14 protein-coding genes are annotated in these 16001 nt (G+C 63.4%); 8 read left to right on the top strand and 6 right to left on the bottom strand.

Annotated features, from left to right (window positions below; genetic code table 11):
- Positions 1-51: 51 nt before the first annotated feature.
- Genes IAE40_RS10055 through IAE40_RS10045 form a run of 3 tightly spaced genes read right to left on the bottom strand, consistent with a single transcriptional unit; the run spans position 52 to position 3640 of the window.
- Entirely contained in the window at positions 52-324 is a 273-nt protein-coding gene (locus tag IAE40_RS10055; RefSeq protein WP_054891704.1) for an oxidative damage protection protein, read from the bottom strand.
- Complete coding sequence (gene mutY / locus IAE40_RS10050) at positions 321-1388, bottom strand: A/G-specific adenine glycosylase (protein ID WP_153772450.1); 1068 nt, start codon at positions 1386-1388, stop codon at positions 321-323. Before mutY ends, IAE40_RS10055 begins: the two co-directional genes overlap by 4 nt.
- Entirely contained in the window at positions 1385-3640 is a 2256-nt protein-coding gene (locus IAE40_RS10045; RefSeq protein ID WP_200603110.1) for an AsmA family protein, read from the bottom strand. Before IAE40_RS10045 ends, mutY begins: the two co-directional genes overlap by 4 nt.
- A gap of 474 nt (positions 3641-4114) precedes the next feature.
- On the opposite strand from IAE40_RS10045, the gene IAE40_RS10040 reads away from it, so the two are divergent.
- The 6 genes from IAE40_RS10040 to hisF all read left to right on the top strand — a co-directional run bounded on the left by IAE40_RS10040 (position 4115) and on the right by hisF (position 9002).
- A complete protein-coding gene (locus tag IAE40_RS10040; protein ID WP_197889769.1) occupies positions 4115-5773 on the top strand; it encodes an OFA family MFS transporter in 1659 nt (552 codons plus the stop codon).
- Positions 5774-5962: 189 nt separating this feature from the next.
- Entirely contained in the window at positions 5963-6556 is a 594-nt protein-coding gene (gene hisB / locus IAE40_RS10035; protein WP_054891708.1) for an imidazoleglycerol-phosphate dehydratase HisB, read from the top strand.
- Positions 6556-7194: an imidazole glycerol phosphate synthase subunit HisH gene (gene hisH, locus IAE40_RS10030; protein ID WP_054891709.1), complete on the top strand. Its 639-nt coding sequence runs from the start codon at positions 6556-6558 to the stop codon at positions 7192-7194. Before hisB ends, hisH begins: the two co-directional genes overlap by 1 nt.
- Positions 7195-7455, top strand: a complete 261-nt coding sequence (locus IAE40_RS10025; RefSeq protein WP_054891710.1) for a DUF2164 domain-containing protein — start codon at positions 7195-7197, stop codon at positions 7453-7455.
- Between the two features lie 28 nt (positions 7456-7483).
- Positions 7484-8221, top strand: a complete 738-nt coding sequence (hisA, locus tag IAE40_RS10020) for a 1-(5-phosphoribosyl)-5-[(5-phosphoribosylamino)methylideneamino]imidazole-4-carboxamide isomerase (protein WP_003257484.1) — start codon at positions 7484-7486, stop codon at positions 8219-8221.
- Positions 8222-8231: 10 nt separating this feature from the next.
- Positions 8232-9002: an imidazole glycerol phosphate synthase subunit HisF gene (gene hisF / locus IAE40_RS10015; RefSeq protein ID WP_008091498.1), complete on the top strand. Its 771-nt coding sequence runs from the start codon at positions 8232-8234 to the stop codon at positions 9000-9002.
- A gap of 114 nt (positions 9003-9116) precedes the next feature.
- Here hisF and choV read toward each other — a convergent pair whose 3' ends face one another.
- From choV to IAE40_RS10000, 3 genes are all read right to left on the bottom strand, one after another.
- Positions 9117-10295: a choline ABC transporter ATP-binding protein gene (gene choV, locus IAE40_RS10010; RefSeq protein WP_054891712.1), complete on the bottom strand. Its 1179-nt coding sequence runs from the start codon at positions 10293-10295 to the stop codon at positions 9117-9119.
- The gene (choW, locus tag IAE40_RS10005) at positions 10292-11140 is read right to left on the bottom strand and encodes a choline ABC transporter permease subunit (RefSeq protein ID WP_172964837.1); all 849 of its coding nucleotides are present in this window, start codon (positions 11138-11140) and stop codon (positions 10292-10294) included. The genes choV and choW overlap by 4 nt, the downstream gene beginning before the upstream one ends.
- Before the next feature lie 216 nt (positions 11141-11356).
- Positions 11357-12304 carry a choline ABC transporter substrate-binding protein gene (locus tag IAE40_RS10000; RefSeq protein ID WP_153772446.1) on the bottom strand — a complete coding sequence of 316 codons (948 nt, stop codon included), beginning with the start codon at positions 12302-12304 and terminating at the stop codon, positions 11357-11359.
- 442 nt (positions 12305-12746) lie between these two features.
- Between IAE40_RS10000 and IAE40_RS09995 the strand changes: the two genes are divergently transcribed.
- Positions 12747-14123 (top strand): L-serine ammonia-lyase, encoded by a 1377-nt coding sequence (locus IAE40_RS09995; RefSeq protein ID WP_063542272.1) that lies wholly within the window; start codon positions 12747-12749, stop codon positions 14121-14123.
- Positions 14124-14513: 390 nt separating this feature from the next.
- The gene (locus IAE40_RS09990) at positions 14514-15620 is read left to right on the top strand and encodes a GlxA family transcriptional regulator (RefSeq protein WP_054891716.1); all 1107 of its coding nucleotides are present in this window, start codon (positions 14514-14516) and stop codon (positions 15618-15620) included.
- Positions 15621-16001 lie beyond the last annotated feature (381 nt).

The raw sequence follows: 16001 nt of genomic DNA, 5'->3' as shown, positions 1-16001 counted from the left end.
CGACTTTTTGAAAATTTTTTAAATTAATTCCGTTGCTTACGGTTTTGCTGGTCATTCGCTGGGTGGAACGTAGCCTTCGGCCTGGGCGTAGTCCTCGCCGGCGAAGAACTTGTCCATTTCCGCCTGGAGGAATTTACGATCCTCGCCATTCATCATGTTCAGGCGCTTCTCGTTGATCAGCATGGTCTGGTGCTTCTGCCACTCGTCCCAGGCCTTCTGCGAGATGTGCTCGTAGATGTCCTGGCCCTTGGCGCCAGGGTAGGGCGGGCGTGGCAGGCCTGGCAGTTCTTCGTTGTACTTGCGGCACTTCACGGTGCGGGTCATCGGGCTTCTCCTGCAATCAATTCGTCGGCCACGCGTGCGAGCAGCTTCTTGACCGGGGCTGCCAGGCCCAGGCGCGGCGGGGTGGCGAGGTTATACCAGAGCCAGTCAGGCTCGGCCACGTGCGATCCGACCGGGTCGACACGCACCAGCCACGGCTCGATCGCCAGCTGAAAGTGGCTGAAGGTGTGGGTCAGGCCTTGCAGTGCCTGGCTTTCGGTCATACGCAGGCCGTGCTGGTAGGCGAGGTCGTCGAGCTGCGCCAGGCTGTCGAGCTCTGGCAGGCTCCACAGGCCGCCCCACAGGCCGCTGGAGGGGCGGCGGTAGAGCAGGATGGCGCCTTCGTTGTTGGTCAGCAGCGGCATCAGCGTCTTGCGCTGGGGCAGGGCCTTGCGCGGCTTGGGTTCGGGGTAGCGTTTCTCGTCACCGAGCAGGTGCGCCTCGCAACCCTGCTGCAGCGGGCAGATCAGGCAACTGGGCTTGCTGCGTGTACACAGCGTGGCGCCCAGGTCCATCATCGCCTGGGTGTAGTGGTTGACCCGGGTCATGGGGGTGAAACGCTCGGCTGCGGCCCACAGCGCATTGGCCACCTTCGGCTCGCCGGGGTAACCGGCCTGGGCGGTGAAGCGCGCCAGGACGCGCTTGACGTTGCCGTCGAGGATCGGTGCGCGGATGCCCATGCTGATACTGGCGATGGCGCCTGCGGTGGAACGGCCGATACCGGGTAGCTCGGTCAGCGCCTCGACGCTGCGCGGGAATTCGCCGCCATGCTGGGCGACGACGATCTTCGCGGCCTTCTGCAGGTTGCGCGCGCGGGTGTAGTAGCCCAGGCCCGTCCACAGGTGCAGGACCTCGTCCTCCGGCGCCTCGGCCAGGGCCTGCACGGTGGGCAGGGCCTGCATGAAGCGGTCGAAGTAGTTGAGCACGGTACTGACCTGGGTCTGCTGCAACATGATTTCCGACACCCACACCCGGTAGGGAGTGATGCCCTGTTGCCAGGGCAGATCATGACGCCCGTGCTGGTCGAACCACGCCAGCACGGCGCTGGAGAACTGCTGGGGGCTCATCGTTTGAACAGCCCCTTGAGCGCGTCTTTCAATTCAGGGCTCACCTTGTCGCCGAGTTTTTCATCGAGCTTTTCGTCGATCTTGTCTTTCAGGCGGTTGCCGGCAAGCTTCGCGGCAACCTTGCCCAGGCCGTCCTGGTCCAGGCGGCAGGCCTTGGCCCCCAGTTCGAGCGGGCCGCGGCAGCGCAGTGGCACTTCGACGCCGACATAGCGCTCATTGACCTGGCACGCCGGGTCCGGCATGGCGCGCTGGTCGCCCTCGACCACCACGCCGACGCCGTAGTCCATGCCCAGTACGCGCAGGTCCAGGTCGCCCTGGCCGTTCACGGTCAAGCCCGGGATGCGCACCTTGAGGTCTGGGTTGCTGGCCACGCCATTGCGTACCACCAGCGTGCCGCGCAGCTCCTGGAATGGCGTGTCCTTGGCCCGTGGCTCGCCGCTGAGCTGCTTGCGGTTGAGGGTGGCGATGGCCTGGCACAGCTGCTGCTCGAGGTTGGCGTTGACCAGCACACCGTCGTTGATGGTGAAGCTGGCGTTGCCGTTGAGCGTATCGATCAGCGCTTTCTGGCTGTTGCCGGTGGCGGTCAGGTCGCTCGACAAGGTCAGCAGACCCTTGACCGGCGGTGCCTGATCCGGGCTTTCGCGCTTGATGAAGTGCTCGACCGGTACCCGGTTGATCCTGGTATTCACCCCGAGTTGCGGCACGGCAGGGCGTACGTCGACGGTGCCCTTGGCTTCGAAGGTGCCGTTGTACAGGCCACCGCGGAGGGTCTCCAGGGTGACCAGGCCGCCCTGGCCATTGGCCTTGAGCTGGGCGTCGGTGATCGGCAGCTTGTCGAGGGTCAGCGCGCCGAACGAGAGATCGGCCTGCAGGTCGAGGGCGCGCAGGCGATCGACCGGCAACAGCTTGTCGTTGCTCCAGGCTACTTGAGTGGGGGCGTTGGGCAGCGGCGTGGTGCCGGCACCGGCGACCGCGCTGGCTTCCTGTTGCTTGACCTCGGCCTGGCGCGCGGCCTTGGCGCCCTTGGCCTCATCGCTCTTGGCAGGCAGGTAGCGGTCGGCATCGAAGGTGTCGCCCTTGAGCTGCACGCGAAGGGCCTGCTTGGCGAAGTCTTCGACGGCGACACGGCCAGTGAAGGTGCTCTGGTCGAGTTTCACCGCCAAGTCTTCCATGGCGATCGAGTTCTGGGTGCCTTGCAGGCGACCGACCAGTTCCAGCTTGGCGAAGGCCGCCGGGTCGGCAGTTGCTGGCAGCGGATGACCGATGCCGTCGAGGAAGGTACGCAGGTCGAACTGGGCGATGGACAGCCCGCCGCTGATTTGCGGCGCCTTGTCCAGGTCGCGCAGGCTCAGCTCGCCGAGGGCGCGCAACTGGTTGGCCGAGACCTTCAGGCCGCTCCAGGACGCGACGTTGGCGCCCAGGTCGACCAGCACCTGGCCCTGGGCGGCGAAGGTCACGGTCTTGCCAGCGGTCGGCTCGCCCGAGGTTTCGCCGGACAGGCGCATGTCTTCGAGGCTGTAGCGCTTGAGCTTGCGGTCGAAGCGCAGGTCGCCGACCAGTTCGGTGCGGGCTTTGATGTTCGGCTCGCTGGCGCTGAGGAAGGCGCTGGCCTTGATTGGGGTGTTGACCCCATCGTGAATGGGCCCGCTGCTCAACTGGATGCTTTCGGCGCCATAGCTTTTGCCGCTCTGCTCATCGGTGAACTGCACTCGCGCGTTGTTGACGGTCAGGCTGTCGATGTCCAGCTTCACCGCGCGTTCGCTGCTGGCCTGCGCCTGCGCCGATGGCTGCGCGGGCGCGCCTGCGGCAGGGGCAGGCTGGTTGCTGGCCGTGGCATTCGGGTCGGGGAGCGGCTTGCCGATATCCTCCCAGTTGCCATGGCCGTGTTCGTCGCGCAGCAACGTAAGGTTCAAGCCCTCGATGCGCACGTCGCTCATCTGCACCTCACGGCGCAGCAGCGGCAGCACGCGCACCGACAGGCCGAGCATCTGCAGGTCGGCGAACGGCTGCTTGGGGTTGTTCAGCGTGGCGATGCTCGCCTCGTGCAGTTCCAGGCCCAGCCAGGGGAACAGGCTCCAGCCGATGTCACCGTTGAGGGTGAGCTCGACGTGGGCCTTGTTGCGGGCCAGCTGGCGGATTTCGTCTTTGTAGTCGTTGGGATCGAAGAGGTGGGTCAGGGCGAAGCCCAGCGCCACGATGATCAGCAACAACCCGAGAAGTCCCAGCCCCAGGAATTTGCCGAACGCTTTCATGGGCGAGTCCTTGTAGTCCGATAGGTGAATTCGAGCGGCAGAGTATAGCGCCGCGACCATCGCTTCTGAGTATCTGACAAGAGATACAGGGCGTTTCCTGCGAATCGGATTCGACAGTTCTGGCTTGGGCAGTTCCACGTTCGAGTCGGCGTCGGTCTCGTTCGCGGGCAAGCCTGCTCCCACGAAAGCCGCGTGGTACCGCCGTTGTGGGAGCGGGCTAGCCCGCGAAGAGGTCGCTGCACATCGCAAACGGTTGCGCGTCCGACCTGTACCGGTTCAGTTTTATGAAAAATAATGATGTCAGATTGATCTCGCCGTCATCTTATGCTGGTAACCTTGCGCAGCTTCCGGAGTGACCGCGACCTATTGTCGCGGGGCAACGACGCCGAAAACGGTGCCAATTTCGCCTTGTGTGCCGCGAAACAGCCAGGGAAACGATCCGAAAGCGCAACCATACATAAAAGGATCGAATCCATGAATAGCAGTATTACGGCAGGAGCGGCGACGAGCGCGCCGGGCTTCCTGTCGAAGGAGCGCATCATCGCCCGGCCAGGGTTCAATCGCTGGCTGGTTCCACCGGCCGCCTTGGCCATTCACCTGTGCATCGGCATGGCCTATGGCTTCTCGGTGTTCTGGCTGCCCCTGTCCCAGGCCATCGGCATCACCGCACCGGTCGCCTGCTCGCCTGACATGGGCTTCATCGCCCGTCTGTTCAGCGCCGACTGCGACTGGCAGATTTCGATGCTCAGCTGGATCTACACCCTGTTCTTCGTCTTCCTCGGCTGCTCGGCCGCCGTGCTGGGCGGTTGGCTGGAACACGCCGGCCCGCGCAAGGCTGGCCTGGTATCGGCGCTGTGCTGGTGCGGCGGCCTGGTCATCTCGGCAATCGGCATCAAGACCCATCAGCTCTGGCTGATGTGGCTGGGCTCGGGCGTCATCGGCGGTATTGGCCTGGGGTTGGGCTATATCTCGCCGGTTTCGACGCTGATCAAGTGGTTCCCGGACAAGCGCGGCATGGCGACCGGCATGGCGATCATGGGCTTTGGCGGCGGCGCGATGGTGGGGGCGCCACTGGCCACTGCACTGATGGGGCATTTCGCCAACGGCCAGGAAGTCGGCGTATGGCAGAGCTTCATCGCCATGGCGGCGATCTACTTCGTGTTCATGACCGCTGGCGCCCTGGCGTACCGCGTGCCGCCGACCGGCTGGAAGCCTGAAGGCTGGACGCCGCCGGTGAAGAAGGCCAACGCCATGGTCACCGACCGTCACGTGCACGTCAGCGTGGCCTGGAAGACCCCACAGTTCGCGCTGGTGTGGCTGGTGCTGTGCCTGAACGTCTCGGCCGGTATCGGCATCCTGGGCATGGCCTCGCCACTGCTGCAGGAAGTGTTCGGCGGCAAGCTGCTGGGCAACGACCTGAGCTTCAGCGAGCTGAATGCCGCGCAGCTGGCGCAGATCGCTGCCATCGCTGCCGGCTTCACCGGCCTGCTGAGCCTGTTCAACATCGGCGGGCGCTTCTTCTGGGCGTCGTTCTCCGACTACATCGGGCGCAAGAACACCTACTTCGCCTTCTTCGCCATCGGCGTGGGCCTGTACACCCTGGTGCCGAACATGGGCCACATCGGCAACGTCGCGCTGTTCGTGGCGGCGTTCTGCATCATCCTGTCGATGTACGGTGGTGGTTTCGCCACCGTTCCGGCCTACCTGGCCGACCTGTTCGGCACGCAGATGGTCGGCGCCATCCATGGTCGCCTGCTGACCGCCTGGGCTGCGGCCGGCGTGTTGGGGCCGGTGTTGATCACCTACCTGCGCGAGTCGCAGCTGGCGGCCGGTGTACCGCGCGCGGCAGCCTACGACATGACCCTGTACATCCTCGCCGGCCTGCTGGTACTGGGCTTCATCTGCAACCTGCTGGTGCGTCCGGTAGCCGACAAGTACTTCATGACCGACGCCGAGCTCGCTGCCGAGCGCGCGCTGAGCCACGACAAGGGCGCCGATGGCGCGCAGTCGCTGGAGTGGCATGCAGCGCCTGGCAGCCTGCCGCTGGTGCTGCTGGCCTGGGCCGTGGTGGTGATTCCGCTGGCCTGGGGCGTGTGGATCACCCTGCAGAAGACGGCGGTGCTGTTCCACTGATGCACTGATTTGCCGGGCCTGAAAGGGCCCTTTCGCGGGCGAGCCCGCTCCTGCAAGGCGATGTTGCCCTTGTGGGAGTGGGCTCGCCCGCGAATGCTTTGTGCTGCCACACGTCATCCGCGTTTCAAGCCGGCGCATTCTGGGCCTATAATGGAGCCCTTTTCGCCCAATGATTTTGCGGAGCTGGTGATGGTCGAACGTAAGGCTTCCGTCGAGCGCAATACCCTGGAAACCCAGGTCAAGGCCTCGATCAACCTGGATGGCACCGGCAAGGCCCGATTCGATATCGGTGTGCCTTTCCTTGAACACATGCTCGACCAGATCGCCCGGCACGGGCTGATCGATCTGGACATCGAATGCAAGGGCGACCTGCATATCGACGATCACCATACCGTCGAAGACGTCGGTATCACCCTCGGCCAGGCTTTCGCCAAGGCCATTGGCGACAAGAAGGGCATCTTCCGCTACGGCCACGCCTACGTGCCGTTGGACGAAGCGCTGTCGCGCGTGGTCATCGACTTCTCCGGCCGTCCCGGCCTGCAGATGCATGTGCCGTTCACCCGCGCCTCGGTCGGCGGCTTCGACGTCGACCTGTTCCAGGAGTTCTTCCAGGGCTTCGTCAACCACGCCCTGGTGACCCTGCACATCGACACGATTCGTGGCCACAACACCCACCACCAGATCGAAACCGTGTTCAAGGCCTTCGGCCGCGCCCTGCGCATGGCCGTGACGCTCGATGAGCGCATGGCTGGCCAGATGCCGTCGACCAAGGGATGCCTGTAATGCAGACTGTCGCCGTCATCGACTATGGCATGGGCAACCTGCACTCGGTGGCCAAGGCTCTCGAGCACGTGGGCGCCGGCAAGGTGCTGGTCACCAGCGACGCGGCGGTGATCCGCGAGGCCGATCGCGTGGTGTTCCCAGGCGTCGGCGCGATCCGCGACTGCATGGCTGAAATCCGTCGCCTGGGCTTCGACAGCCTGGTGCGTGAAGTCAGCCAGGACCGCCCCTTCCTCGGCATCTGCGTCGGCATGCAGGCGCTGCTCGAGCACAGCGAGGAAAACGAAGGCGTCGACTGCATCGGCCTGTTCCCCGGCCAGGTGCGCTTCTTCGGCAAGGGCCTGGAGGAAGACGGCGAGCACCTGAAGGTGCCGCACATGGGCTGGAACGAAGTCAGCCAGTGCATCGACCACCCGCTGTGGCACGACATCCCGGACCGCGCGCGTTTCTATTTCGTGCACAGCTACTACATCAATGCCGGCAAGCCGGGCCAGGTGGTCGGTCGCGGCCACTATGGCGTCGACTTCGCCGCTGCGCTGGCCGACGGCTCGCGCTTTGCCGTGCAGTTCCACCCGGAAAAGAGCCACACGCACGGTCTGCAGCTGCTGCAGAACTTCGTCGCCTGGGACGGGCGCTGGTAAATGAGCAGGTCGAAGACCAAGGCCCCGGTCATCACTCTGGCCCCCGAGCAGGAGCGCGAGGCACTCGATGTGCTCAAGCGCTTCCTTGAAGACCGCTTCGAGCTGACCCTCGGCTCGTTCGAGGTGGCCGAGGTCCTCGAATTGTTCAGCAAGGAAATTGCACCCCATTACTACAACAGGGCGATTGCCGATGTTCAACTGCACCTCAAGGAGCGGTTCGAGAGCATCGAAAGCGACTTGTGGGCGCTCGAGAAGCCCTGAACTCCACCGATTAGAACAGGTTTCCAAGATGCTGATTATCCCCGCTATCGATCTGAAGGACGGTGCCTGCGTGCGCCTGCGCCAGGGCCGCATGGAAGACTCGACGGTATTCTCCGACGACCCGGTGAGCATGGCTGCCAAGTGGGTCGAGGGTGGCTGCCGCCGCCTGCACCTGGTCGACCTCAACGGCGCCTTCGAGGGCCAGCCGGTCAACGGCGAAGTGGTCACTGCCATCGCCAAGCGCTACCCGACACTGCCGATCCAGATCGGCGGCGGCATCCGTTCGCTGGAAACCATCGAGCACTACGTCAAGGCTGGCGTCAGCTACGTGATCATCGGCACCAAGGCGGTCAAGCAGCCTGAGTTCGTCGCCGAGGCGTGCAAGGCGTTCCCGGGCAAGGTCATCGTCGGCCTGGACGCGAAGGACGGTTTCGTCGCCACCGACGGCTGGGCGGAAGTGAGCTCGGTGCAGGTCATCGACCTGGCCAAGCGATTCGAGGCCGATGGCGTGTCGGCGATCGTCTACACCGACATCGCCAAGGACGGCATGATGCAGGGCTGCAACGTGCCCTTCACCAAGGCCCTGGCCGAAGCGACCTCGATCCCGGTGATCGCCTCGGGCGGCATTCACAACCTGGGTGACATCAAGGCCCTGCTGGACGCCAAGGCCCCAGGCATCATCGGCGCCATTACCGGGCGTGCCATCTACGAAGGCACCCTCGATGTCGCCGAGGCCCAGGCCTTCTGCGACAACTACCAAGGCTGAGGACTGAACCATGGCACTGGCCAAGCGCATCATCCCTTGCCTGGACGTGGACAACGGCCGGGTGGTCAAGGGCGTCAAGTTCGAGAACATCCGTGATGCGGGTGATCCGGTGGAAATCGCCCGTCGCTACAACGAGCAGGGCGCCGACGAGATCACCTTCCTGGACATCACCGCCAGTGTCGATGGCCGTGATACCACCTTGCATACCGTCGAGCGCATGGCCAGCCAGGTGTTCATCCCGCTGACCGTCGGGGGTGGCGTGCGTACCGTGCAGGACATCCGCAACCTGCTCAACGCTGGTGCCGACAAGGTTTCGATCAACACCGCCGCAGTGTTCAACCCTGAGTTCGTTGGCGAAGCTGCCGACCGTTTCGGTTCGCAGTGCATTGTCGTGGCCATCGATGCCAAGAAGGTTTCTGGCCCAGGCGAAACGCCGCGCTGGGAGATCTTCACCCATGGCGGGCGCAAGCCCACCGGTCTGGATGCGGTGGAGTGGGCGAAGAAGATGGAAGGGCTGGGCGCCGGTGAGATCCTTCTGACCAGCATGGACCAGGACGGGATGAAGAACGGCTTCGACCTTGGCGTGACCCGTGCCATCAGCGATGCGCTGGGGATTCCGGTGATCGCCTCCGGTGGTGTGGGCAACCTGCAGCATCTGGCCGATGGGATTCTGGAAGGGCATGCCAGCGCGGTGCTGGCGGCGAGCATCTTCCACTTCGGGGAGTACACGGTGCCCGAGGCCAAGGCCTACATGGCTTCGCGCGGGATCGTCGTACGCTGAATCAGTGATTGGGGCTGCTTTGCAGCCTTCGCGGGCAAGCCCGCTCCCACAGGTTGTGTAAATCCTGTGGGAGCGGGCTTGCCCGCGAAGGGCCGCGACGCGGCCCCAATTGCTTCAACCGTGATTCTTGCCGAGCAATGCGTGATACAGCTCGCTGTCGCCCAGAATCCCGACCACCTTGTCGTTCTCCTGCAGCACCAGCTTGTTGCCCGTCTGATAACGAATCTGCAGTGCCTCGCGCATGCCGATGTCGGCGTGCACCAGCGTTGGCAGGCGACCCAGGCTTTCCACATCCTGCCCCGGCACCCAATTCTGCAGGTCCAACCCGTTCTGCCCCTGGCGCGCGCGCTTGATCGAGCCGCCCTCGCCCAGGTCCAGCCATGAATCACCACCCGGGTCCAGGCACACCGAACCGTTGATCCGCTTGCAGTTGTCCAGGCTGCGCATCAGGCTGCGCCCGCACAGGACATTGAGCGGGTTGGTGTGTGCGACGAAGGTACGCACGTATTCATCGGCCGGATTCAGCACGATTTCTTCCGGCTTGCTGTACTGGATGATCCGGCCGTCCTTCATGATCGCGATGCGGCTACCCAGCTTTAGCGCCTCGTCCAGGTCGTGGCTGACGAAGACGATGGTCTTGCTCAGCTTGCGCTGCAGTTCCAGCAGCTCGTCCTGCAGGCCCTGGCGGATCAGCGGGTCGAGTGCAGAGAAGGGCTCGTCCATCAGCAGGATGTCGGCGTCCATCGCCAGCGCACGGGCCAGGCCCACTCGCTGCTGCATGCCCCCGGACAGTTCGTCCGGTTTCTTGTTGCGCCACTGGGTCAGGCCCACGAGCTCGAGTTTTTCATCGACCAGCTTGCGCCGCTCCTTCTCGGGGCGACCCTGCATTTCCAGGCCGAAGCTGATGTTCTCGCGTACGGTCAGCCAGGGCATCAGGGCGAATTTCTGGAACACCATGGCAATGCGCTTGGTGCGCATCATCTTCAGCTCCGCCGGGGTGCAATGGGCGATGTCGATGTGCTTGCCTTCGTGCTCGACGAACAGCTTGCCGCGGCTTACGGTGTTCAGGCCATTGATGCAGCGCAGCAGGCTCGACTTGCCCGAGCCTGACAGGCCCATCAGCACGCAGATTTCGCCTTTCTCGATATCCAGGTTGGCCTTTTCGACGCCGACCACCAGCCCGGTCTGCTTGAGGATCTGCTCGCGGGTCTTGCCCTCGTCGAGCAGCGACAGCGCTTCGCGCGGCTTGCTGGAGAAGATGACATCGACATCTTCGAAGCGAATGATGCTCATGCTTCACTCCTTGCCGGCAGTTCCGGTTGCTTGCAGATACGGTCGAGCATGATCGCCAGCAGCACGATCGCAAGGCCCGCTTCGAAGCCGAGCGAGATGTCGGCGGTGTTGAGAGCGTTGACCACCGGCTTGCCCAGGCCATCGGCGCCGACGAGGGCGGCGATCACCACCATCGACAGCGACAGCATGATGCACTGGGTCACGCCGGCAGCGATGCTCGGCATGGCGTGCGGCAGTTCGATACGGGTCAGCAGTTGGCGACGCGAGCAGCCGAAGGCCTTGCCGGCGTCCATCAACTCCTGCGGTACGTCGCAGATGCCCAGGTAGGTGAGGCGAATGGGGGCCGCGATGGCGAACACCACGGTGGAAATCAGCCCCGGTACTACTCCCAGGCCGAACAGGGTGAGGGTCGGGATCAGGTAGACGAAGGTGGGTACGGTCTGCATCAGGTCGAGTACCGGACGCATGGCGGTATAGAACATCGGCTTGTGCGCGGCAATGATGCCCAGCGGCACGCCGATGGCTACGCAGACCACTGTGGCGAAGCTCACTTGCGCCAGGGTTTCCATGGTTTCCTGCCAGTAACCGAGGTTGAGGATCAACAGGAACGACAGGGCGACGAAGACGGTCAGCGCCCACTTGCGCTGGATCAGGTGCGCGAGGGCGGCGAACAGGGCGATGAGGACGAAGGGGTTGAACCAGGTCAGGGCGCTGGTGACGCCATGGATCATGAACTCCAGGCCTTGGGCGATAGCGTCGAAGTAGTTGGCGCCGTTCTGGGTCAACCATTCGACAAATGAGGCGATGTACTGCCCCAGAGGTATTTTCTGATCGATAAGCATGATAGCGAGCTTCCACCTGCAATGATTGGAATCAGTCCGGGGTGAGCACGGTCCCACCCCGAGGTAGTGCCTGGGCTCTGTACGAAAAGCCTTGATACTCGGTGATGCTGCGTTGAAAACAGCCTCGGAATGCTCATTTACAACTTGTAAACTCCGCTTCCTCGGCTGTTTTCGCCTTGCCTGACCTTCGTCTCAAGACTTTTCATACAGAGCCGACAGCTACTGCGTCAGCTTGGCCTTGGCTGCCTCCAGGCCTGGTTTGCCATCCACGGTGGTGACGCCGGCCAGCCAGGTATCCAGCTTGCCAGGGTTGTCCTTGAGCCACTTCTTGGCGGCCGCCTCGGGCTTCATCTTGTCGTCCAGGACATAACCCATCATGGTACTTTCATCCTTGAGCTCGAACACCAGGTTCTTCAGCAGCTGGCCGACGTTGCTGCATTCCTGCGCATAACCCTTGCGGGTATTGGTCAGTACAGTGGCCTTGCCGAATTCTGGACCGAAGAACTCATCACCCCCGGTCAGGTACTGCATCTTGAAGCGGGTATTCATCGGATGAGGCTCCCAGCCCAGGAACACCACGGCCTCGCCGCGCTTCTGGGCCCGATCGACCTGCGACAGCATGCCGGCCTCGCTCGACTGCACGATCTTGAAGCCGGCGTCCTTCAGGCCGAAGGCGTTCTTGTCGATCATGCTCTGGATGGTGCGGTTGCCATCGTTGCCCGGTTCGATGCCATAGATCTTGCCGTCAAGTTCCTTCTTGAACTTGGGAATATCGCTGAAATCCTTCAGACCCTTGTCATACAGAGCCTGGGGCACTGCCAGGGTGTACTTGGCGTTTTCCAGGTTGGCGCGGACCGTCTCGACAGTGCCGGCGTCGCGGTACTGCTTGATGTCGTTTTCCATGGTCGGCATCCAGTTGCCGAGAAACACGTCGAGGTCCTTGCCGGTGGCCAGCGACTTGTAGGTCACCGGCACCGAGATCATGGTGGTGTGGGTCTTGTAGCCCAGCGCTTCGAGGACAACGCTGGTGGTTGCCGTGGTCACGGTGATGTCGGTCCAGCCGACATCGGAGAAGCGGACCGTCTGACACTGTTCCGGTTCGGCGGCTTGGGCGAACACGGGTGCTGCGAGCAACGCAACCAACAACAGCGAGGGTGAACCTTTCATGGGTGGACTCCTGTGATTTTTTCTTCGGGTTCGCGTAATCGTCGTCGCTTTCTGGGGCGTCGATCGATCTGGCCTGCAGAGGGCAGGTTGCGTGGCCGTGCAATACGAGTCGCTTTCGATAATCCCCCAGCGTTCGGCAATCGCCTACTGGTGGAGTCGTAACCAGTGCAGGACAGGTCGCATCCAGTACGGGCAATGTCGCTTACGGATTTTTCCCCGCCCCGGCCCGTGTCTTTGCGTCACCCGTTCGCCTGAAAGCGGCGCAATGATGGCTTTCGCAACAGGGCGCTGCCGGACAAAAGTACGTCGGTTGCAGACGGCGAGGGGAGGGGTAAAAGCCCGATGATGCGTGCATTCGCGGCAACTCGCCGCTATCAGCCTAGCAGCTGGCTGCGCCGCCACATGGCGCGCAGAGACAAGCCCATCAAGAGGTGATTCGACAATGGCCATCAGCGTGTTCGACCTGTTCAAGATCGGCGTCGGGCCTTCCAGCTCGCATACCGTCGGCCCCATGCGCGCCGCAGCGCTGTTCGTCCAGGGCCTGCGCGAACGCGGCGATCTGGAGCGGGTTCGGCGCATCGAGGTACGGTTGTACGGCTCGTTGTCGGCCACCGGCATCGGTCACGGCACTGACAACGCCACGATCATGGGGCTGATGGGCGAGTGGCCCGACGCAATCGACCCCACGCAGATCACCCCGCGTATCGCCGACTTGCGTGAAACCAACACCTTGCAGCTCGACAGCCGCCTGCCCATCGAATTCATCTGGGCCCGCGACATGCTGCTGCTCGACGAGAACCTGCCCTACCACCCCAATGCCATGACCCTGGTGGCCGAAGGTGCCGAGGGCGAGCTGCATCGCGACACTTACTACTCGGTGGGTGGCGGCTTCGTGGTCGATGCGGCGCAGGCCGCGAGCGGAGTACTGGACGCCGACCAGACGGTGTTGCCCTACGATTTCAACAGCGCCGCCGAACTGCTGCGCCTGTGCAAGCAAAACGACATGCGCGTGTCGCAATTGATGATGGAGAACGAGAAGGTCTGGCGCAGCGAAGCCGAGATTCGCGCCGGTCTGCTCAAGCTCTGGGGCGCCATGCAGGAATGCGTGAACAACGGTCTCAAGCACGAAGGCATCTTGCCCGGCGGGCTCAATGTGCGGCGCCGCGCAGCCAAGCTGCACCGCAGCCTGCAGGAGATCGGCAAGCCCAACGTGATCGGCTCGACCATGAGTGCCATGGAGTGGGTGAACCTGTTCGCCCTGGCCGTCAACGAAGAAAACGCCGCGGGTGGGCGCATGGTCACTGCGCCTACCAACGGCGCGGCCGGCATCATCCCGGCGGTGTTGCACTACTACATGCGCTTCTCCGACGCGGTGGATGAGTCCAACGTGGTGGAGTTCTTCCTGGGTGCAGCGGCGGTAGGCATCCTTTGCAAGAAGAACGCTTCGATCTCCGGGGCCGAAGTGGGCTGCCAGGGCGAGGTCGGTTCGGCCTGCGCCATGGCTGCAGCGGGTCTGGCCGAAGTGCTCGGGGCTACCCCGGCACAACTGGAGAACGCTGCTGAAATCGCCCTGGAGCACAACCTCGGGCTGACCTGCGACCCGGTCGGTGGGCTGGTCCAGGTGCCTTGCATCGAACGTAACGCCATCGCTGCCGTAAAGGCGATCAATGCCGTGCAGATGGCCCTGCGTGGCGACGGCGAACACTTCATCTCCCTCGACCAGGTGATCCGCACCATGCGCGACACCGGTGCCGATATGCACGACAAGTACAAGGAGACCTCCCGCGGCGGGTTGGCAGTCAGCGTCATCGAATGCTGATGCGCTGATCTGGCCCTCTTGCGGCGGTTGTGCTGCTTTATTGTGCAACAGCCGGTGCCGACCGGCTGTCGGCTGTCGCGACCAGTGGTGTCATTGTCGGTGACACTTATGAATGTCGCTTCTGGGCAGCCTTCCCACAAGTGCTACCGAACTGCTCAGTCGTTACACGCAGAGGCGCTGGCACGCCTGTTTGCGGTGTTCACCCAACGCCCCTTGAAAGGCCCTACAACTCGCACGGCAACGTCGTTTTTGGGTTTTTTTGGATAGCCGTTCAATTTCAGGCACGGCGATTGCGTTGAGATTGGCAAAGCCCCTGCATACGAATCGGGGCCATGACAAGAAACGGTGCCCGCCTGAGGCACACCCTGCATTGTGTGAGGAGAAACCGCGATGACGTCGTACACCTCCGGGAACCCAACCCAGAACCGCACAGCCCCCCAGTCCATCGGCTTTCTCCTGCTGGACAACTTCACCCTGATCTCGCTCGCCTCGGCCGTAGAGCCGCTGCGCATGGCCAACCAGCTGTCGGGGCGCGAGCTGTACCGCTGGCATACGCTGACCGTCGATGGCGGCCAGGTCTGGGCCAGTGATGGCTTGCAGATCACTCCGGACGCCGCGATGCACAGCGCACCGCCGGTGGACACCGTGATCGTCTGCGGTGGCGTCGGTATCCAGCGCACCGTGACCCGCGAACACGTCACCTGGCTGCAGGCCCAGGCGCGCCAGTCGCGCAGGCTTGGCGCGGTGTGCACTGGCAGCTGGGCATTGGCTTGTGCCGGCCTGCTCGACGGCTTCGACTGCAGCGTGCACTGGGAGTGTCTGGCGGCGATGCAGGAGGCCTTCCCACGGGTCAACATGAGCACGCGCCTGTTCACCCTCGACCGCAACCGCTTCACCAGCTCCGGCGGCACTGCGCCGCTGGACATGATGCTGCACCTGATCAGCCGCGATCACGGCCGTGAGCTGTCGGCGGCCATCTCCGAGATGTTCGTCTACGAGCGCATCCGCAACGAGCAGGACCACCAGCGCGTGCCGCTCAAGCACATGCTCGGCACCAACCAGCCGAAGCTGCAGGAGATCGTTGCGCTGATGGAGGCGAACCTCGAAGAGCCGATCGACCTGGACGAGCTGGCGGTGTACGTCAACGTGTCGCGGCGTCAGCTCGAGCGCCTGTTCCAGAAGTACCTGCACTGCTCGCCGTCGCGTTACTACCTCAAGCTGCGGCTGATCCGTGCACGGCAGTTGCTCAAGCAGACGCCGATGTCGATCATCGAGGTGGCGTCGGTGTGCGGGTTCGTCTCCACGCCGCACTTCTCCAAGTGCTACCGCGAATACTTCGGCATTCCGCCGCGTGACGAGCGTGTAGGTTCCAATACCGCGCAGCAGGTGGCGATGATGCCGATTCCGCAGGCCATGGCGCTGTCGCCGCACAGCGGGCCGATGGCGGCCCTGAGCCAGGCGCGTAACGAGTCGACCTTTGCCAGTGTGAGGCTCTGAGACGGGGTCGCCTTCTTCGCGGGTAAATCGGAGCGCCGAACCGCCGCTCCCACAGGGATCGCGTGACCCCGTGCGAGCAACTGTCTTGCTCAAAATCTGAAGGCCAGCCCAATCCTTGTGGGAGACGGCGGCGCCTTCTTCGCGGGTGAACCCGCTCCCACAGGGGGCGCGTGACCCTGTGTAGCAACTGTCTTGCTCAAAATCTGAAGGCCAGCCCAATCCTTGTGGGAGACGGCGGCGCCTTCTTCGCGGGTGAACCCGCTCCCACAGGGGGCGCGTGACCCTGTGTAGCAACTGTCTTGCTCAAAATCTGAAGGCCAGCCCAATCCCTGTGGGAGACGGCGGCGCTTTCTTCGCGGGTAAACCCGCTCCCACAGGGAT

The sequence above is a fragment of the Pseudomonas sp. S44 genome (genome assembly GCF_016624805.1).
Taxonomy (GTDB): Bacteria; Pseudomonadota; Gammaproteobacteria; order Pseudomonadales; family Pseudomonadaceae; genus Aquipseudomonas; species Aquipseudomonas machongensis.
Note: the sequence above shows the minus strand (reverse complement) of the source record. Positions and strands in the feature narration are given on the sequence as shown.